This window comes from Chryseobacterium sp. DZ-32 (assembly GCF_059587025.1).
Map to the genome: position 1 here is coordinate 232,035 of NZ_JCAIOM010000004.1, position 20,589 is coordinate 252,623.

Genomic DNA, 20,589 nt, shown 5'->3' on the forward strand with positions numbered 1-20,589 from the left:
TTCGGGTTTGGTGTTTCGGGATTCAGGATGGAGTTTAGAATGATAAGTTAAGATAAAAAATACTATGATATATATAAATCGGCTTAAATATTTTTTTAACTAAACTTCAAAAATGATACTTTCCTCATTAATTTTCTTCACAACACTTTCCGTACGCTCTCTGTGAGTATCTGTAATGAAAATCTGTCCGAAACTTTCCTTGTTGACAAGTTCAATCAATTGCGAAACTCTGGTATCATCAAGCTTATCGAAAATATCATCAAGCAACAGGATAGGAGTCTTTTTGGTGAGCTCTTTTACAAGACTCATCTGAGCCAGTTTTAAAGAGATCAGGAACGATTTCTGCTGTCCCTGAGATCCGATTTTTTTGATTAACACATCATCCATTTCAAAAAGAAGATCATCCTTATGGATTCCTTTTGAAGTATACGTGAGCATACGGTCTCTCTCAAGGCTTTCCCTTAAAAGATTGTCAAAAGAATCCTCCAATAGGTGAGATTCGTAAATAACAGATACCGTTTCTTTGCCACCGGAAATAATACGATAGAAATTCTGAACAATTGGATTGAGCTGTTCTACAAATTCTTTTCTTTTCTTAAATATTTTTGTTCCGGATCTGGTGATCGGATCATCATAGATTTCCAGAGAATCTTTGTCCCAGGTTCTGTTTTTTGCAAAATATTTCAGTAACGCATTTCGCTGCTGAATGGTCTTCTGATACTGAATAAGATCAAAAAGATATTCAGAATCCGTCTGAGAGATCATTGCATCCAGAAACTTTCGTCTGCTTTCCCCGGAATCCGAAATAAGATTAGAATCATAAGGCGAGATCATAACACTTGGAAGATAACCGATATGATCAGCAAGCCTGTCGTAGTTTTTATCATTCTTTTTGATGACCTTTTTAGCTTCCTTAGGCTGGGTAATTCTGATGATATCTTCGCTGTCGTCATTCTGAATTTCCGCGTCAATGGTAAAAAAGTCTTCCTCCTGTTTAATATTGTTAAGGTCCGTATTTCCTAAAAAGCTTTTTCCTACGGATAAATAATGCAAAGCATCCAGAATATTAGTTTTCCCAACGCCGTTATTACCTACAAAACAGTTGATTTGCGGAGAGAATTCAAATTTTTTCTCAGAGTGGTTTTTGAAATTATAGAGGGAAAGCTTTTTGATAATCATTCGTCAAAAATACTTCATTATTAGTAAAAATAAAAAGGGAAGTGCCGAACAAGTTTCCACCCCGAAAGAATAATAAGCGTCATCTCTTTTATTTTCAGAGAAATAGATGAGAATATAAGTTGTGATACTGGCCATAAAAAAAGCAAGCGCATATTCCAAATCAAGATAAAAAGCAGAAATGATACTGCTGATGAAAACAAGTGCATAAGCAATGTACTTGGTATTTTGTACCCCAATCAGCATAGGAAAGGTTTTTACGGTATCGCTGTTCATATCACGGATATCAAAAGGAAGAACAAGTGCGGTGATAAAGAAAAAGCTGATCAGAAAAATAGGAATACTAAATTCAGGAAGGGTAAGCCAGCAATTAACCAATGCCCATACTAATCCTACGTAAAAAACTTTCAGTAAGGGAATTTTCCGGATATAAACATCAAGAAAAAAACTATTGTAAAGCAATCCCAATATGACAATGATAAACCATTTAAGCAGTCTTATTTCATTGTGATTATGAATGATTAAAAAAGCACAGACAATTCCTGCTGCTGCATTGAGAACAAGTATTTTTAAAAAGTGCCTGGTATATTGGTATTTAGTATACAGATAACCACTGAAATAAGTGATGAAAATAAGTGCAAAGGTAGGGAAACGGAATGTGTTTTGCTCTTTCATGAAAAATACTGCAAAAAGAGTTCCCATAAGAGAGACATAAAGCTGGCTGTCTATAACGGTTTTTTTCAGTATTTTTAAGATGTTCATTTATCAAAATTAATATATATGAAAAGATTTTCCAAGATTTTTCTGCTTTTGCTTGTAATGCTGAGCTTTTCAACGGTATCCGCACAGAAATATTACGATACCCAATGGAAAAAAGTGGCTGAAAATAGTTCAAAAGGAGCTTATAAATCTAATCTTCCCATTATTTTAGACATACAAAAACAAGCCATGAAAGAAAATAATGCCTTCGAGCTGATCCGTTCTCTGAAAGCGGAATTCAGTATTGTAAACCAAACTGTTGACGATGACCAGAATGATGCTGCTTCTCAGTTTTTTAAAAAACTTAAAGAGGCAGAAGGAAAAATAAACGGAGAAGGTAAACTGGTGTACAAAGTTCTGCTGAATGGCTTTTTTATGGATTATTATCAACAGAATTCATGGAAAATAAACGGAAGAACCAATATCAACTCTCAGGATGTTTCGCAGATTGAAACCTGGAGTAAACTTGATTTTAAAAATTACCTGACTAAAAATTTTCAGGAGCTTGATCAGGAAAAACCTGAAATGAGAAAGATCTCGTTGGAAAAGTATAAGAATATCTTTTCAGAGACAGGAGACTTTGCCTATTTTCCGACATTGGCGGATTGGTATGCCGTTAAAAAAATAACGTTTCTATCTGAAAACAACATTTTTACCAAAAATGAGTTGACAGCCAACCGTACAGCAATCAATGCAATGTATGATGAACTGATCGAACAGAATACGGGAAATCCAAAGTTGTATTTCATGAAAGAAAAGATAACGGAAAACTGTAATTTCAATCATTGCAAGGATAAACTTCAGCAGCTTCAGAATCTTTTGAAATCCAATGTAGAGGGAGATTATAAAGTGGTTATTATGGGAGACATCATGGATGAGCTTGTGGGTAAGAAGCCTAAAGAAGCTCTTGCATTAGCGGCACAGGCAAAAAGTGATTATCCGAAATCTGCTTTCCTGGAGAATATTAAAAGTAAAGAAGCCCAGATTGTCAATCCTTATCTGACTTTAAAATATGAATCCCAGACCCAGAATGATCTGCCGGTTCATTTTGTTGCGCAGTATAAGAATGTATCAGAATTTACCCTGAATATTTACGAAGTAAAGGATGATTTTACATCACTCCTTCAATACGTTCAGAATTCTTATTCCAATACTTTCGGAAATCTGAAAAAGAATCTGGTAAGAAAAGAAACATTCCAGCTTCCGGATCCAAAGGATTATCAGAATCATACCACTTCACTCGAAGTAAAACCTTTTCCATCAGGAATATATGTAGCAGAATTTACGGTGGCGGGAGCAGATATGAAAGATACAGACTCCAGACATAATTTATATTTTCTGGTTTCCGGAAACAGAATTATTTATCAGTCCAAAACAGACAGAAACCCTCTTTCGGATGAATTGAAACTGGTTAATAGCGAGAATGGTAAGCCTTTGGCTAATGAAAGTCTTCGGTTTTATGAATTTGTTTCTAATACAACATTAAATAAGATTGAAGGAACAACCAATGCCAACGGAGTATTTAAGTTTCCTTCCACAGACAGTAAAGAATATTACAGAACTTTCCTGATCCAGCAGCCTAAAACCAATGATTTCCAGATCATGCAGGTGTATGGAAACAGAGGATTTGTTGAAGATTACAATCCTAACAAACAAACCCGTTCAACTGCCCAGATCTTTATTGACCGAGGAATCTACCGTCCCGGACAGACTGTTTATTTTAAGGTGGTGAATACCAGAATGAATAAGGAAGTTGAAGCTGTTCTTTCAGGATTGAAACAAAAAATAACGTTATTGAACACCAATAGTGAAGAGGTTTCTTCCCAGGAATTTACCACCAATGAATTCGGTTCTTATCACGGAAGTTTCATTCTTCCGAAAGGAAAACTGAACGGTAACTTTTATCTGAGAATAGAAGGGGAAAGCACGGGATATAAAAATTTCAGGGTAGAAGAATACAAAAGACCAAAATTTGAAGTAACCTTTGCTCCTGTTAAAGAGGAATACAAATATGGCCAGACAATAGAACTGAAAGGAAAAGCTGTTATGTTTTCCGGTGTTCCGCTGAGTAATACGGCCGTAAACTATGAAATCAAAAAACAGAATATCCGATGGAGATATTTCAGCTGGTATCCGCAGAATGATGATAATGAAAACTCGATTCTGGGCGAAGCAAAAACCAATGAAAAAGGAGAGTTTACGATTCGTTTGGAACTTAAAAAAGATGAAAAGCTGGAAGGAATACAGATTGATAACTATGCAGTGAATGCATCTGTTACAGATATCAATGGAGAAACACAGACGGCTGATACCCAATTGAAAGTGGCTTCTGTTTCTCATTACATTCAGGCAGAAAATATCAGCAATACTTTTACAGACGAAAATGTAAAAGTAAAGGTGGAAACCAAAAATTATAACGATCAGAATCTAAAGAAACCTTATCAGGTTAAGTTATCGAAGCTGACTGCTCCGGACAGGATCTTCAGAGATAATTTCAAATCTGATATTCAGAATCTTCCGAAATATTCAAAAGAAGAATTTATCAGCAAATTTCCACATGATCTTTTTGATAAAAACGATGAGATGAAAAACTGGAAAACCGAAAAAGTACTGATTGAAAGACAGCAGCAGCCTTCCGCTGATAATTCTCAGGCAGCAACCAGTCTTGATTTAGGAAAACTGGAAGCAGGGGATTATCAACTTGAACTTTTCAATATTGAAGGAAAAGATACTATCAAAACTTCACAGTATTTCAGTGTCTGGGATAAAACAGCTTTAAAACCCAATCAGAAAACTTTCCTTACAGTGATTGCTCCGAAAGAAGAATTGCCAAGAGGTGAAAAAGCTAAAGTTTATGTGTTCTCGGCAATTCCTGATGCACTGGTGAATGTTTTTGTGCAGGATGGATCCGGAAAAACCGTTTCCGAAGTTCATCAGATGAAAAAGGGAATATTAGAATACACGGCTGAAATTCCTAAAGATAAAAGTGTTTCGGATCTTAACCTTCAGTTTCAGCTGGTAGCATTTAATGATGTGAATACACAATCTGTTTCTTTAAAAATAAAAGACACAGAAAAACCTTTGAAAATAGAAACCATTACTTTCAGAGATAAGCTGGAACCTAACGTTAAAGAAAAATGGACGGTAAAAGTAACCGGAAATGACAAGGAAAAGATCAATGCTGAAGTATTGGCCAATATGTATGACATGTCTCTGGATCAGTTTGCAGCGAACAGTTACAGCTGGAGGAAATTGTATACACCATTTGTAATGGTAACTTCTTATGGAATAAGAAATTTTCTGGAACAGCAAAGCTATTATAAAAGATTAAGATATTTTGAAGACAGATATGTGCAGATGCCACAGTTTAATTGGTTTGATGGAAATTATTATTCAATTTCAAGAGAAACCATTGTAGGAGTTAGCAATCAGGAAGGAATTGCACTACCCCCATCACCAATTGCTGGTGCCAAATTTAAAACAGCAAGATCTGCCGTGGCAAAAGAAGCTGTGGTATTGAATGATAGTGCGATTGATCTCCTTGATTCAGGAAGACAATTGACGGAAGAGGAGAGAAAAAGATATACAGACGTTCCTGGCTCTGTTGATGTAGAGAAAGACTTGGATAAAGTAGCTGTCCGCCAGAATCTGAATGAAACTGCATTCTTCTATCCGGATTTGAAAACCGATTCAGAAGGAAATGTCAACTTCGTGTTCACCTCTCCGGAAGCATTGACCAAGTGGAAACTGATGTTCCTTGCCCACACCAAAGATGCAAGAGCAGCTACGTTGGAAAAAGAAGTGGTAACGCAGAAAGAATTCTCAGTAACGCCAAACTATCCTAGATTCCTGAGAGAAGGAGACGAGTTGAATCTACAGTCGAAGTTATCCAATCTTACCGATAAAAAATTGAATGGTTCTGCCGAATTACAGATTCTGGATGCCTTTACCAATGAAAATATTTCTTCGAAGTTTGGGGTCACTTCCGGAGTACAAAACTTCAATCTTAATGAAAACGGAAGCAGTGCGTTAACATGGAAATTAAAGGTTCCGGATGATGTTTCTTCTGTTATTTTCAAAGTGGTGGCCAAAGCGGGAGCTTATTCTGACGGAGAACAGCAAGCCATTGCTGTATTGCCTAACAGAATGCTTGTGACGGATGCTGTTCCGGTTTTTGTGAAAGAAGGCGAAACCAAAACATTTGTATTAGATAATCTTAAAAATAATAGATCCACAACGGCTTCCAATGTTTCCAATACGTTGGAACTGACAACCAATCCGATCTGGGAGATCATGTTTGCCCTTCCAAGTCTGAAAAATGACCAGAATAACTCTGCAGACGTAATCTTTAACAAATGGTTTGCAGATGTTTTGGCTTCGGAAATTTTCAAAGCCAATCCGAAAATGAAAACAGTTTTTGAAGAATATCAGAACAAAGGGCTATTACAATCAAATCTGGAAAAAAATCAGGAGTTGAAACAGTTGCTGCTTGAAGAAACTCCGTGGGTGCTGGAAAGTAAAAATGAGGGTGAGCAGATGCAGAAATTAGCGTTGTTATTTGATGTCAATACGATGAAAAATTCTATCAATCAGGATTGGGATGATTTCAAAAAACTACAGAATCCTGATGGTGGCTTCTCATGGTATCCCGGCTATCCAAGTTCTTACGGAACGTCATTGTATATCCTTAAAAACTTAGGAAAAATTAATTCATGGTTAAAAGATAATGTGAAGGATTATCAAAATGTAGATCAAAAAGTACTTGTTGCTAAATTGATCCAGTATGTAGATAATGAGGTGAATAAATATTTTGATGCAAAAAAAGGAAATGTCTGGAACAACTGGACGATGGATTATCTTGATACCAGAAACTACTGGGAGCAGCAATATCCTTTAAAAGGAAAAGGAGCTACCCTGAAAACGCTGGTAAAGCAAAAAGCCAAGACAGCTAAGATCACAGATTTTACATTCTTCGGACTTCACCGTGCGGCATTATTGATGAACGATTATGGTCTGAAAGAGGTGTCAGATAAGTTAATGACTTACTTTAAAGAAACTTCCACAGATACCAAAACACAAGGAGTCTACTGGAAACAAAACCTGAATGATTGGGGATGGTTTGGTTCAAAAGTAGTTAACCATGCCGGAGCACTGGAAGCTTTCAACAAATTGAAAGCTAATGATCAATCTTTTATTGAAGATATCAAGATATGGCTGGTAACCCAAAAAGAAGTCAACTCATGGGGAAGCTCAAGAGGAACAGCTGAGGTGATCTTTACCATTTTGAATTCAGGAAAATCATGGACTGGGGCTGAAAGTGATAAAGCAACAATTGTTTGGGGAGGAAAAGAACTGGCTCCTCAGACACAGGCAACTGGTTATGTAAAATCAACCGTGAAACCGGAAGCTATAGATAAAAATTTAGCGACCGTAACGGTTACAAAACCTGGTCCCGGAATTGTTCAGGGAGGATTGTTCTGGCAGTATTACGAAGATCTCGATAAAATCAAATCTTCTGAAAATTATATTTCTGTAACGAAAGAACTGTATAAAAAAGTGAAAACGGTAAACGGAGAAGAGCTTCAGAAAATTTCAACAGAAACCCCACTGAAAGTAGGAGATAAAGTAACCGTAAGGATGATTCTGAATACAGACAGAGCCATGGAATTTATTCATATTAAAGATATGCGTGCAGCAGGGTTCGAACCTGCAGATGTATTATCCGGATATCAATGGAAAAATAATGTGGGCTACTATCAGTCAACCAAAGATGCTTCTACCAATTTCTATATTCAGTATATGCCGAAAGGAAAATATGTATTTGAATATGACGTCGTTGCCAATGCATCTGGTAGGTTCTCCAACGGAATTACCACCATGCAGAATTATTACGCACCACAGATGAATGCCCATACAAAAGGAACTAATGTGGCGATTTCAGACTAAATTATAAAAAACTGCAGTAATTGTTACTGCAGTTTTTTGTTTATAATTTCAAGCAAAATAGAATAAAATCGAAAAATCAAACAATTGTTTAATTTGGAATGGTTTTTGGAATTAAGGTAATATCAATTAAAAAAATTATTAAAAGATGAAATTCTCTAAAACTTTAATTACAGGATTGGTATTGATGGCCGGAGTAAATGCTTTTGCACAAAAGAAAGCAGAAAAGTTTGAAAAACTACAGATTGAAATGTTCCCGAAAGCAAAAGAAGGTTATAAACAAGTATATATTCAGCTTCCTGTAGCAAAAAACGAAAACGATTTAAAAGTTGAGCTTTTTGTAGGTGCTGAAAAAATGTTAGACTGTAACAATTATTTCTTAATGGGAGAAATGAAAACCCAGGATCTTCAGGGATGGGGATACAACTATTATGAAGTAGAATCCAAAGGAGAAACAGCGGGAACGCTGATGGCTTGTCTGGATAAAAAACTGACTAAAAAGTTTGTTACCCTAAAGCCTGAAATTGTAAGATACAACAGTAAACTTCCATTGGTATTCTATGTACCGAAAGACATTGAAGTCCGTTACAGAATTTTACGTCCTGATGCTGCCATGAAAAAAGCAGTTCAAAAATAAATCAGCTTATTATAATTATATAGAAAACTCCTCACAGCGATGTGGGGAGTTTTCGTTTTTTTCAGGGTAAAATAATTCGTCATGTCTTTGCTAAGTGAAACGCCCTTGCGAACGAATTCAAAGCTATCAACAATGCTTTTGCGAAGACTGCGTTGTACTTTTGGTTTCGGCTGAAGCCAATTGAAGTTTTGTTTTTTATTAAACGGGCTAAAGCCCGTTCCTATTAAATATTGTTTTTCACAGATTTTATAGATTAAGAAATTTATTATACAAGCCTATCCATCCAGTTTGTCATTCCGAAGGAATCCAAATTCCAAATTCAGAATGATTTTTTTCAGAAAATGTTCTTTTCTTCCTTTGTTTCCTGAAAAAAGTGTCGTAAAAATAATACAGAAAAAGTAGAGTTAAAATTTTTTTCAGGTTTTCTAGTATTTAATTAATATTTAAACGACTCCGACAAAACTTTATTTTATAAGGTTTTAAACTTAAACATATTTTAAACTTACTTTAAATTCACCATCTTGTAGAATTATCTTTAAAGATTTTAATAATTTTTGCATTATATTTGTTGTAAACATAAACCATGAAAAACAATTTATTGATTTTTACGTTTAGTTTTTTTGCTTTCCCCGCTTTTGGCTGGGCACAGTCTGCGCCGGATTTTAAAGAACTTCTGGATAGTGCTATGGTTCGGGACTCGAACCTTAAAATGCAGATTACCCAAAATAAGCTTACCGATCTTGACGAGCACAAACTGAAGGATATCTTTCTTCCAACCCTGGAATTGAGCGGTCAGGCCGGTTATCTTAACGGAACAGCAAGACTGACGTCCCCGGAATTCAATCTCGCTCCCTTTATCAATATTCCCGAAGGGACTTTCAACAATAATTTCAATGTATCCGGATTTTCAGGTATTGCCAAGGCAGATGCCAAAATGCTGCTGTATTCAGGAGGAAAGGTGAAGTACATGAAAAAAGCGGTGGAAGAAAAGAAAAAGTCTGAAGATATCCTTCTGGAAAAAACAAAAGATGAGGTGATTGCCACCATTTCCAAAGCCTATGATCAGTTAGCATTGATTCATCAGTCTAAAAAGGTTCTGGATGAAAGTAAAAAAAGATTGGATATCAACCGAAAAACAGCTGATAAAGCGCTTGGCTATGGTTTGATAACGCCTTATGACCATAAGAAAATTGAACTCGCCCAGGCTACTCTGGATGCTAAAATGGTAGAATATGAAGGGAAAAAAGAACTTCTTCTTACCCAGCTTTATATTTTGACAGGGATTCAAAGAGAAAGGCTCAGAATGATTGATCCTGTATTATCTCCTGTAGAATTGCTGGCTGCAGAAAAAGGGATTGAACAGAGAGCAGAAATCCGTGCACTGGAACATGGAATCAGTGCGGCGGACTATAAAATAAAAGCGGAAAGAACGTGGATGATTCCAAAAGTACAACTGATGGCTTCCGCCTATTATATCGGATTATACGGAAACAGAATAAAGTCATCCGAAAATATCATTCCTGCTGTGCCAATTCTTGGATATGAAGGGAAAAAACTAGACTGGAGACCGAATAACATCAATGTATTTCCATTGATTACTGCAGGGGTTGGTTTTAAATGGGAAATTTTTGACGGGAAAGAAGGAAAACATGCTGAAGAAACCGCCAAAGTCGGAAAAGAAGTATTGCAAAATCAGAAAGATGACGCTTTGAAAAAGCTGACATTGAATCTTGCCAATAATCAAACCAATTATGATATTGCTTCTGCACAAATTGCCCTGAAAGCCAAAGAAAAAGAACTGGCAAAAAATGCACTCGTACAGGCAGAAAAAGAATTCAGGTACGGAATGAGCAAATCTTCACAGCTTATTGATGCCGAAAATGATCTTGAAGTTGCAGAACTGGAATATCAGAATGCCATTTTCAACCAGAGAAGAGCGGGGATAGAACTGATGAGATCTACCCAGGAACTGGATATCACCAAATTTTATTTAATCCCTTAAAAATTTAAATGATGCATAAAAATATATCTATACTCTTCGCTGCTCTGTTTTTATTGGGGAGCTGTGACAAAAAAAACGAGAAAATCAAAGAACCGGAAGGAAAAACCAAAAAGGATGTGATCTCTTTTGCCCCTAAAGTTACCGGAAGGATTCTGAAAATATATGTTTCCGAAGGTCAGACTGTGAAAAAAGGAGATACCCTGGCACAGCTTGATGTACCGGAAGTTTCTGCAAAAATTGCACAGGCGCAAGGAGCAGTAAGTGCGGCTACGGCTCAGGAGCAAATGGCAAAAAACGGAGCAACAGCCGATCAGATGAGACAGCTTCAGGCCAAATATAAAGGATTGAAGGAACAATATGAATTTGCTCAGAAATCATACAGAAGAGCCAATAATATGTTCCGCGACAGTTTAATGTCTCCACAGGCTCATGACGAAATCTACGCAAAATTGCAGGGAGCAAAGGCACAATATGATGCTGTAGTGGCGGAACTTGATGATGTGAAAAGAGGAACCCGTTTCGAAAAAGTAGAAATGGCGGCCGGACAGGCATCACAGGCTAAAGGCGCTTTGCAGGAAGCAAATGTAGCCTATTCCGAAAGATATATTATTGCCACCAATGATATGGAGATCGAAACCATCAGCCTGAATACTGGCGAGTTGGCAACCGCTGGTTTTGCTCTGTTCAACGGATATATTCCTGAGAGTACTTTTTTCAGATTTACCATCCCGGAAAGTGCTATTTCAAAATATAAAAAAGGACAGGAGGTCACCATGCAGGTAGTCTATAACAAAGAAAACCTTACGGGAACTATCGTGTATATTAAACAGCTGACAAAGTATGCGGATATCACCACGGCTTACCCGGACTATCAGTTACAAGACGCTATCTACGAGATCAAAGTAAAACCCAAAGACATGAATAAGGCTAAAAATATTTTAGTCAATGCCAACGTAATCCTGAAATAAATTGAAAAGGACAGATGAAGCTTCTATAAAATTTCATTTCGTTCTTCCACTTATAAAAATATACAGATGAAAGAATTTTTCCGTCTTTTGAAACGTGAGTTCAAACTTTTTATCGGCAATTCCACCTTAAGGACGGTGTTCTTTTTGGCACCGGTTTTCTATGCCACCTTGCTGGGGTTTGTCTACAAAAGCGGAAAAGTTGAAAATACTCCTGTTTTGGTTGTTGATAGAGACAATACACCGTTATCCAACCAACTGACGGAAATGTTGGATGATAATAAAAGCATCAAAATTATCAGATATCTGCAGGAACCTTTAAGCATAAAAGATGAGGTAATCAGGCATGAGGCAGCTGCTGTGGTTATTATTCCCTCAAGATTTGAAGGAGATATGCTGCAGAAAAAATATCCTGAACTGAATGTGTATATCAATACAGGAAATGTTTTAACGGCAAATTTTGCATCAAAAGCACTTCAGCTGACCATAGGAACGTTTTCTGCCGGAGCTTCCATTAAAGCACTTCAGAAAGCAGGAATGCCTGCTGCAAAGGCTGCAACACAATATGAACCTTTCAAAGCCAATTATATCACCCTCTTTAACACTACCGGAAATTATCTGATTTTCATGTGGCCCGCAATGCTGGCAGTGGTATTACAGCAGGTCATTCTGCTGGCAATGGCAGTGAGTTTTGCCTCTGAATTTGAAAGAGGATCTTTTGTGAAAGAATATCTTAAAATGAAAAAATGGGCTTTCCCGACCATGTTGATAAAAGTCATTCCGATCTGGGTGTTTTCTGTTCTTATTGTAGGTATTTATTACTTTATGCACATGATTTTCCATGTTCCGATGCCGGAAGGAATTTTTAATTTTATTCTTTTGACCGCTGTTTTTGTAGGATCGGTTTCATTTCTGGGAGTATTCATCAGTATTCTGATTCCGGATGCTTTGAAGGCGACACAAATCCTGATGGTCATTGCTTCGCCGGCTTTCATTATCAGTGGTTTTACATGGCCTTTGAATGCAATGCCTGCTTTTGTACAGTTTATCGCGAATATTATTCCGTTGACTCCCTTTTTACAGGCTTTCAAGATCTTATTGATTCAAAAAGGTTCGGTAGAGCTTACTTTCCCGTATCTGAAACATCTAAGTATCCTTTTAGTAATATATGCTGTTATCGGCTGGATTGCTTTAAAGATCAAACTATGGTTTATTTTCAAAAAATCTGCACCCCAGGAAATTACAATTGAGGATACTTCTCGGGAAGAGATAGAGTAGTTTTTGGTTAATTTGTTGCTGGTTTTTAAGTTAGAGGTTGATATGATGCTGGTTTGCTGGTTACTTTTGTAGTATATAGGCTGGCAGATGATCAGTATCTATACCCGACGACAAATTAAAGAGCAGGGAAAAATACGTAAAAAATAATCGAAAAATAGCCGAAAAACTTTCGAACTCGAATCCCGTACCCCGTAACTCGTATCTCATAACAAGCACCCCTCAATTTTTTCAGCCAACGATAAAATCAAACAAAAAAACTGATATATTTGTCCATAGTAAAATAGAAATTATATGGAAAATGTATTTGATGCAAAAGATGCTCAAAACTATATTGATAGAATAAATAAGTTGGTGGAAGATACACACGGTCTGTGGGGAAAAATGACAGTAGACCAGATGCTGGCACACTGCTGTATTACCTATGAAATGGTATATGAACCGGAAAAACACAAAAAACCGGGAGCGATTGCAAAATTTATATTAAAAACTTTTGTAAAACCTAAAGTAGTGGGAGAAAAAGCATATCCAAGAGATTCACCTACCGCTCCACAGTTTTTGATTACCACCAGAAAGAATTTTCATGAAGAAAAAACAAGACTGATTGGTTTTATCCAGAAGACTCAGCAGCTGGGAGCAGATGCGTTCGATGGTAAAGAATCTTTTTCTTTTGGTAAACTGAATTCCCAGGAATGGAACAATATGTTTGCCAAGCACCTGAACCATCACCTGGCACAATTTGGCGTTTAAACACACTTTGTATGAAAAAACTTTTATTACTTTTCATTCTGGCTGCCAATTTTGTATGGGGTCAGATGCCTGATATTTCCAATACATGGCTGAATAACAGTAAACCTTATATAGGAACCATTGGAAATAAAGGTCAGGAACTGAAACTGAAGATCAATATCTCTGAGCAGAATAAAAAAAATGATCAGGAATATTTTGTTTCAGGATATTCCCTTGTGGATACCAATTACACGAAATTTGAAGGCAAAATTACCATTTTAAAATATAAAGATTCCAAAAAACAGGGAACCGTATACGGGGAGTATGAGCTGGCGGAAGAGAATAAAGGAAAACATTCCGGACTTTTCAAAGGGAAGTTTGTCTACAATTTCAAATGGAATAGAAAGACAGAGAAAATTGAAGAGCAGCACATCGAACTTACAGGCGATTGGAAAAGTTATGACGGAACCATTGAATTTAAGACCCATCTTAAAAATCAGTAAAACAACCTCATTATTCGACTTAACAATACCCCAGACCTCGGGGGCTTACTTTAAAAACTTACCAACATTATGAAACTAGGCGCATTTTCAATCAGCTTAAGCGTAAAAGATCTTCAGAAATCAAAAGACTTTTATGAGAAGCTTGGGTTTACAACTATGGCAGGAACAGAAGCACAAAACTACCTGATCATGAAAAACGGTTCTACGCTGATAGGACTTTTTCAGGCAATGTTTGATGGGAATATGCTTACCTTCAATCCGGGATGGGACGAAAATGCACAGAATCTGGAATCTTTTGATGATGTGCGTGAAATTCAGAAAAGATTAAAAGAAAACGGAGTTGAAATCAGTAGAGAAGCCGATGAAACCACCTCCGGGCCAGAACATATCTATCTGAAAGATCCGGATGGAAATATGATTCTTATAGATCAACACAGATAATAATTAAAAACACATTGATGATGAGAACATTTAAACGTATTTTTTTACTATTAGCCACATTACTAATCATTTTGCTGATTTGGGCTGCTTTTATTCCGGGTGACTGTCAATATGAAAAATCGATTTCCATTAATGCACCGGTGGAAAAAGTATGGCAGAATACCAATACCCTCAAAGCAATGGATCAATGGAGTCCATGGAATGATCTTGATCCGGGTATGAAAAAAGAGTGGACGGGAACAACTGGCCAGCACGGAGAAAAAGTTTGCTGGGATAGTAAAAATAAACAGGCAGGAAAAGGCTGCCAGGAATTGGAAAAAGTAGATGAAGCTGGTAAAAGAATAGATACGGCAATCAAATTTCTTACCCCTTATGAAAGTGAAGCAAATGCTTACGTAACAGTAGTTCCGGAAGGAAACGGAAGTAGGGCAACATGGGGATTTACTTCTGAGATTCCTTATCCGTTTACCTTGATGAAGTTATTTATGAATATGGAGAATGCTATCGGAAAAGATTATCAGAAAGGGCTTTCACGATTAAAAGCACTGTCTGAAAAACCTCAATAAAAACAAATTGAACTTAAAAAAACAAAACAATTATGGCAACAGTAAACGTTTACCTGACATTCAACGGAAACTGCAGAGAAGCATTCGATTTTTATAAATCTGTTTTCGGAGGAGAATATCCTTATATCGGAACATTTGGCGAAATGCCTCCAATGGAAGGAAAAGAAATGCCTGAAGAAGACAAAAACAAAATCATGCACGTTTCTCTTCCGATCTCTAAAGAAACGATTTTGATGGGAAGCGATACAGGAGGAGAGTGGTCTTCCAACTTCAAGGCAGGAAACAACTTCTCTATTTCTGTGAACGCTGAATCTAAAGAAGAAGCAGACAAATTATTCGGTGGTCTTTCTGCAGGCGGACAGGTAACAATGCCAATGGCTGATACCTTCTGGGGAGCTTATTTCGGAATGTTCAGCGATAAATTCGGAATCAACTGGATGGTAAATTATGACGATCCAGCTAAAATGCAGCACTCATAAAATTTATCTTTGCACTCAAAATAATAAAAAAACCGACAGGAGCCTGTCGGTTTTTTTACTGATAAGTTGCTGAGCTATTATTTCTTTTTAATGATTTTGTAGCTTCCTGATGCTGTTGTGATGAGGTAGATACCATCAGGGAACTCACTTATATCAAACTTATTTTTATCTTTTTCAGCTGTTGTGGATTTCATAAGTTTTCCGGACTGATCATATAAAGAAACATTTTCATTTTTCTTCAGGTCATCCATATAGAAGATACCGGAAGTTGGGTTAGGATAAATATTCTTTTTGTCTTTGATAGATTTTTCTGAAGTGCCCAGCGTAGAAATTTTTGTCCATGTAAATGCGTCCAGGCACATATAGACATATCCTCCGGTGGATTGCAGCTGGATTTCATCAATGGTAGTATTGCTGTTATTCTGATTATTTAGGGAGGAAAGATCAATCAGGGTAAATCCGTTGTTGATACCTGTCGTTCCCGTAGTTGCATTAAATGTAGTATTAAATCCGGATGTTTTTGTGGTGGTGAACTTTGTAACTCCCCCTAATTTTCCCGTAATAATAAGTGTTCCTGATGAGGTAGACTGGTTTAAAGCAGTATTGCTTAAAAATACCCAAAACTTTGATACAGTGAATGCAGAATTGCTTTTAACACTGAAAGAGGGAGAGCTGATATTGGTTGTACCTGTATTGTCGATATAGAAATTATCATTAGCTGTTCCGTTCCAGCCGGTGTTTGGATAATTGCCCTGAATTCTGAAAGTTCCGGCCTGTGATATGATATTGAAAGTATATCCGTTGCTGGTAAAGCTTGTGCTGCCGCCAGATGAAGTTTCAAAAGTCACAGTAGTTGTCTGTGCACTGGTCATTGTAATATTGCTTAAGAAAGCAAAGATTCCAAAAAAGATAATTTTTTTCATGATACAGATTTTTTAATGTTTAAAGAAGATCATAAGCTTCCCGTACTGTTGATGTGCTCATGAGTTTTTTCTGTAAAGGATACCACAAAGTAACCGAGAAATACAAAGTGACAACAGCGTATTAAATGCCGAATTGAAAAACAGGTAGAAATACGCAATTTTGGTGGTTTTTATTATTATAATTTTGAAAAAAGGATATTATGTTAATTAAAATGAATGTATTTCACAGTATGGTTAGTTTTTTTTCATAACTTGTAATGTGTAGCTGAAGTCACTTATTCTAAACCTATTATATAATTTAAAACGAGAAAAACTATGGAATTACCTAAACATGCAGTCTTATTAGATGACGCTAAAAAATGGATCAGCAATTGGCAGAATACAAAAATTATCGATGGAACATCTATCCGGGCCCACCTTATCCCGGCAAAGGACGTTCATGATATTTTTATTAATGACAAAGGATTTGAGAGATACCGGGGTTATAATGCCATTACCGATGAAGGAGAATTTAAATTTCTTCTGGTAGGAGTAGATGCAGATAACAATGATATTGTGGATTATGATAAAGGGTATTATGTATATGACATGACAACACCCTGCCCGAGCGTATGCTCTGCTGCAAAATGGTGGAACCTGTAAACTAGAGATCATTGGATCACTGGATTGAAATATTGTCATTAATTGGAAAAGGCATTCTGCTGATTAACCTGGCAGTATACTGTATAGGTTTTTCCGGAGCCGGAAAAGCCTATACATTCTTCATTGGTTATCTGGCCTGGATATTACTGTGTGAAATTGTTTTTTATGTATTGAACTCACAGAAGATCAATAATCTGTTTTTCTCACATTATTATCTGATAGGTCAGTTTTTGTTACTGGGGTTATTCTTCCATGAAATTGTAACGGAAAAATACCAGAAAAAAACAGCACGTACACTTTTAATTATCATTCCCGTAGCTCTTGTTATACAGTATATCATATACCCCGAAAAGTATTATGTTTTTAATCTTTTTGAAATTTTTGTCACATCTTATTCAATCATAATTCTGGCATTATTTCATTTATATAATATACTGGATACCCAAAAGAAATACAATTATATAAGCCTGGGACTTTTACTTTATCTGATAAGCAGTACCGTAATATTTTTGTCGGGAAACCTGTATACGGTGATGAACAGAAAACTGCATAAAGAGATATGGGTTTTCAATGTTGTTATGTTTATTGTGTATCAGATTTTTATTCTGACAGACTATCTGTCTTCCCGCAAAAAAAATGTGTAATCACTGTTATGACTTTACAAAATGAATGAGAATACAATTATTTCCACTATCGTTTATACCTTTCTGGCATTTACCTTACTGGCCGTTACCCTGATTATATTTTATTATTTTTCTAATAAGAAGATAACAAGAAACCTTATTCAGAAAAAGGAGCTGGAGGTCAGATACGAGAAAGAGCTTACCCACGCCATTATCAGTGCCCAGGAAAAAGAAAGACTGAGAATTGCCCAGGATCTGCATGATGACATCAGTTCAAAACTCAGTGTGGTTTCTTTAAATATCCACCTTCTGGATTTTGATAATCTGGCCAGGGAAGAATACAACGATCTGAAAAATAAAATCATACATCTGGTTAATAAAACTGCAGAAAGTGCCAGACAGATCTCGCATGATCTCCTTCCTCCGATATTAGAAAAGTTTGGGCTTCATGCTGCAATAGATGCATTGTGTTCAGAAATCAACTTATCCAAAACCCTGCAGGTTACTTATTCCAACAGTTTATACTTTGCAAAAACAGAAGAAGAAAAAAATTTACATATCTTTAGAATACTTCAGGAGCTCATTAACAATTCCATAAAACACGGAGAAAGTACGCATATTGATATAGAATTTTTTGGGAAAGACGGAAAAAATACCTGTCTCTACAAAGATGATGGTAAAGGATTTGATCTGAATGAAAATACTTTGAAAGAAGGATTAGGCTTAAGAAATATCAGGAGCCGGGTAGAACTGATCAATGGAACACTGAAAATTGAAAGTGAAAACAATAAAGGAATCACTGTAGAATTTACATTTTAAATCATTATAAAATGGAAAAGGATATAATTCGTGTCATAATTGTAGACGATGAAGCACTCTTTCGCCAGGGAATTTCATTGTTGATACAGAGAGAAAAAGATATTGAACTGGTAAGTGATTTCAGCAACGGTAAAGAGCTGCTGGATGAGCTTGTAACCCTGGAAAAACTGCCTGATATTATCCTGATGGACCTCAATATGCCGGAAATTAACGGAGTAGAAGCTACCAAACAGATCCATATCAAATATCCCCAGATTAAAATTATTGCCTTAACGAGCTATAACACGAAAGCATTTATTGTCAATATGATACAGTCCGGGGCCTGCTCCTTTCTTAAAAAAAACTCAAGCCCTGCAGAATTGCTCACGGCAATAAGGGAAGTGCACAGCAAAGGTTTCTTTTATAACAATGAGGTCATGGAAGCTTTACATCAAAACCTTACAGAACCTAAAAAGAAAGTTTCCAGTATTTTTGATGCCAATCACATTTCCAAAAGAGAAAAAGAAGTATTGGAACTCATCTGCAAACAATACAACACTTCTGAGATTGCAGATCAGCTTTTTATAAGCTCCAGAACGGTTGAAGGACACCGTAACAGCCTTCTGCTTAAAACAGGAGCTAAAAATACTGCAGGCCTGGTAGTCTATGCCATAGAAAGTAAAATTGCAGATATGAATTATTTAAAAGACAGATTTGAATAACTATCCCTACAACTGTTTTTATTAAAAATTAAATAAAATTTATATTTTCTGATTAAATTAGCCTTTGTTTTGATAAGCAGAGCCCGATGGTTTGCTTCTGAAAAACAATAATTTATAGTTAAAACAGAAAATACAAAAGATGAAATTTACTATTGAAAACATTAAAGCAGAGCACTAAAAAGTAAAAAGCGGGGCCGATTTTCCGCAATATATCCAGGCGCTGAAAACACTGGGTGTTTCTCACTACAAAGCATATGTCACGGATGGAAATACCGAATACTTTAATCATGAAAAACAATCTGTACATACCGGAAGCAAATATGATTCTCTTCCTGTTTCCGATGTTTTGAAGCTCGAAAATTTTAAAATAAAACTGAAGCTTCATCAACAGGGAGGAACAGATTATATAACTTTCTGTAAAGACTGTGCCGAAAACGGAATCAAAGGTTGGACGATGGATCTACAGACGATGACCTGTGTTTATTTTGACCGGAACGAAACTAATGTGCTGACTGAACAGATTCCAGGATAATCTTTTACAAAAAACGGCTTCAGATATTTTGCATCCGTACTTCTTTAAACTAACTTATAAAATATTGTTTGTTATTATTGATTTAAAATATTAATTTTGTTTAAAACGATAGATAATAGTAATTGGTAAATATGAGAAAGGTTTTTACGAAGTTGGCATTCACAGTATTAGGTTTGGGATCCATTTTGACATTTGCTCAAAAAAATGATCTTGGAGCATGGTATATGTATTTTGGAAATAATAAGATCAGCAAGAAACTGAACTGGCACAATGAAATTCAATACCGTAATTTCGATGCCCTGGGAGATCTCGAGCAGTTACTGATCCGTACGGGGGTCGGGTACGATCTTACTGAAAATAACAATAATGTTTTATTGGGATACGGCTTCATTCTCAGCCAGCCTTATGTAAACGGTGAAAAAAAAGAAAATATTGAACATAGGATTTTCCAGCAGTATATTACCAAGCAGAAATTCGGACGTTTTTATCTTCAGCACCGTTACCGTTTGGAAGAACGTTTTCTTGAGGATGATTTCAAAATGAGATTCCGTTATATGCTGGGAGTCAATATTCCGATTACTCAAAAAGAATTACTTCCGAAAACCCTTTACGCATCAGTATATAACGAAATTTTTCTGCATTTTGACAATCCGGTTTTCGACAGAAACAGAGTCTATGGAGCCTTAGGATATGTCATCAACAAAAATATGAGGATTGAAGCAGGCTATATGAACCAGATTCAGGAGAACAGAAACCGCGGACAGATTCAGATTGGATTTTATAATAATATCCCGTTCACTAAGAACTAATAAAATTATTCTGAATGCTGTGAGGAAAACCATTATTTGAAAATAGATTATAATAAACACTATAA

18 protein-coding genes and 1 pseudogene are annotated in these 20,589 nt (G+C 36.3%); 16 read left to right on the forward strand and 3 right to left on the reverse strand.

Going from position 1 to position 20,589, the window contains the following annotated elements:
• Positions 1-99: 99 nt before the first annotated feature.
• Positions 100-1,179: a DNA replication/repair protein RecF gene (gene recF / locus AC59HC_RS06275; RefSeq protein WP_110010520.1), complete on the reverse strand. Its 1,080-nt coding sequence runs from the start codon at positions 1,177-1,179 to the stop codon at positions 100-102.
• Between the two features lie 3 nt (positions 1,180-1,182).
• On the reverse strand, positions 1,183-1,938 hold the full coding sequence (locus AC59HC_RS06280) for a UbiA prenyltransferase family protein (RefSeq protein ID WP_202839367.1): 756 nt from the start codon (positions 1,936-1,938) through the stop codon (positions 1,183-1,185).
• A gap of 18 nt (positions 1,939-1,956) precedes the next feature.
• Here AC59HC_RS06280 and AC59HC_RS06285 point away from each other — a divergent pair, with 18 nt between their 5' ends.
• The 10 genes from AC59HC_RS06285 to AC59HC_RS06330 all read left to right on the forward strand — a co-directional run bounded on the left by AC59HC_RS06285 (position 1,957) and on the right by AC59HC_RS06330 (position 15,475).
• On the forward strand, positions 1,957-7,881 hold the full coding sequence (locus AC59HC_RS06285) for an alpha-2-macroglobulin family protein (RefSeq protein ID WP_429813731.1): 5,925 nt from the start codon (positions 1,957-1,959) through the stop codon (positions 7,879-7,881).
• 145 nt (positions 7,882-8,026) lie between these two features.
• Complete coding sequence (eco, locus tag AC59HC_RS06290; RefSeq protein ID WP_110010523.1) at positions 8,027-8,515, forward strand: serine protease inhibitor ecotin; 489 nt, start codon at positions 8,027-8,029, stop codon at positions 8,513-8,515.
• A gap of 583 nt (positions 8,516-9,098) precedes the next feature.
• Positions 9,099-10,517 (forward strand): TolC family protein, encoded by a 1,419-nt coding sequence (locus AC59HC_RS06295; RefSeq protein WP_202839369.1) that lies wholly within the window; start codon positions 9,099-9,101, stop codon positions 10,515-10,517.
• Between the two features lie 11 nt (positions 10,518-10,528).
• Entirely contained in the window at positions 10,529-11,485 is a 957-nt protein-coding gene (locus tag AC59HC_RS06300) for an HlyD family secretion protein (RefSeq protein ID WP_343639013.1), read from the forward strand.
• Between the two features lie 66 nt (positions 11,486-11,551).
• Positions 11,552-12,760, forward strand: a complete 1,209-nt coding sequence (locus AC59HC_RS06305; protein ID WP_202839370.1) for an ABC transporter permease — start codon at positions 11,552-11,554, stop codon at positions 12,758-12,760.
• A gap of 291 nt (positions 12,761-13,051) precedes the next feature.
• Positions 13,052-13,507, forward strand: a complete 456-nt coding sequence (locus AC59HC_RS06310) for a DUF1569 domain-containing protein (RefSeq protein WP_110011016.1) — start codon at positions 13,052-13,054, stop codon at positions 13,505-13,507.
• Between the two features lie 11 nt (positions 13,508-13,518).
• Complete coding sequence (locus AC59HC_RS06315; protein ID WP_411412867.1) at positions 13,519-13,989, forward strand: hypothetical protein; 471 nt, start codon at positions 13,519-13,521, stop codon at positions 13,987-13,989.
• A 69-nt stretch (positions 13,990-14,058) separates the two neighbouring features.
• Positions 14,059-14,430, forward strand: a complete 372-nt coding sequence (locus tag AC59HC_RS06320) for a VOC family protein (protein WP_202839374.1) — start codon at positions 14,059-14,061, stop codon at positions 14,428-14,430.
• Between the two features lie 17 nt (positions 14,431-14,447).
• Positions 14,448-14,996, forward strand: a complete 549-nt coding sequence (locus AC59HC_RS06325) for an SRPBCC family protein (RefSeq protein ID WP_238349601.1) — start codon at positions 14,448-14,450, stop codon at positions 14,994-14,996.
• A 32-nt stretch (positions 14,997-15,028) separates the two neighbouring features.
• Positions 15,029-15,475, forward strand: a complete 447-nt coding sequence (locus AC59HC_RS06330; protein ID WP_110011019.1) for a VOC family protein — start codon at positions 15,029-15,031, stop codon at positions 15,473-15,475.
• 77 nt (positions 15,476-15,552) lie between these two features.
• Here AC59HC_RS06330 and AC59HC_RS06335 read toward each other — a convergent pair whose 3' ends face one another.
• A complete protein-coding gene (locus AC59HC_RS06335; RefSeq protein WP_202839376.1) occupies positions 15,553-16,398 on the reverse strand; it encodes a T9SS type A sorting domain-containing protein in 846 nt (281 codons plus the stop codon).
• A 315-nt stretch (positions 16,399-16,713) separates the two neighbouring features.
• Between AC59HC_RS06335 and AC59HC_RS06340 the strand changes: the two genes are divergently transcribed.
• The 6 genes and pseudogenes from AC59HC_RS06340 (at position 16,714) to AC59HC_RS06365 (ending at position 20,524) form a co-directional block, all read left to right on the forward strand.
• Positions 16,714-17,040: a hypothetical protein gene (locus AC59HC_RS06340; RefSeq protein ID WP_395974165.1), complete on the forward strand. Its 327-nt coding sequence runs from the start codon at positions 16,714-16,716 to the stop codon at positions 17,038-17,040.
• Between the two features lie 11 nt (positions 17,041-17,051).
• Entirely contained in the window at positions 17,052-17,684 is a 633-nt protein-coding gene (locus AC59HC_RS06345) for a hypothetical protein (RefSeq protein WP_496558255.1), read from the forward strand.
• Between the two features lie 21 nt (positions 17,685-17,705).
• The gene (locus AC59HC_RS06350; protein ID WP_496558256.1) at positions 17,706-18,482 is read left to right on the forward strand and encodes a sensor histidine kinase; all 777 of its coding nucleotides are present in this window, start codon (positions 17,706-17,708) and stop codon (positions 18,480-18,482) included.
• Between the two features lie 11 nt (positions 18,483-18,493).
• Positions 18,494-19,183 carry a response regulator transcription factor gene (locus tag AC59HC_RS06355; protein WP_062671771.1) on the forward strand — a complete coding sequence of 230 codons (690 nt, stop codon included), beginning with the start codon at positions 18,494-18,496 and terminating at the stop codon, positions 19,181-19,183.
• A 190-nt stretch (positions 19,184-19,373) separates the two neighbouring features.
• Positions 19,374-19,715: pseudogene (locus tag AC59HC_RS06360) on the forward strand (DUF1398 domain-containing protein); the annotation flags it as partial.
• A 131-nt stretch (positions 19,716-19,846) separates the two neighbouring features.
• Complete coding sequence (locus AC59HC_RS06365; protein ID WP_411412873.1) at positions 19,847-20,524, forward strand: DUF2490 domain-containing protein; 678 nt, start codon at positions 19,847-19,849, stop codon at positions 20,522-20,524.
• Positions 20,525-20,589: the final 65 nt, after the last annotated feature.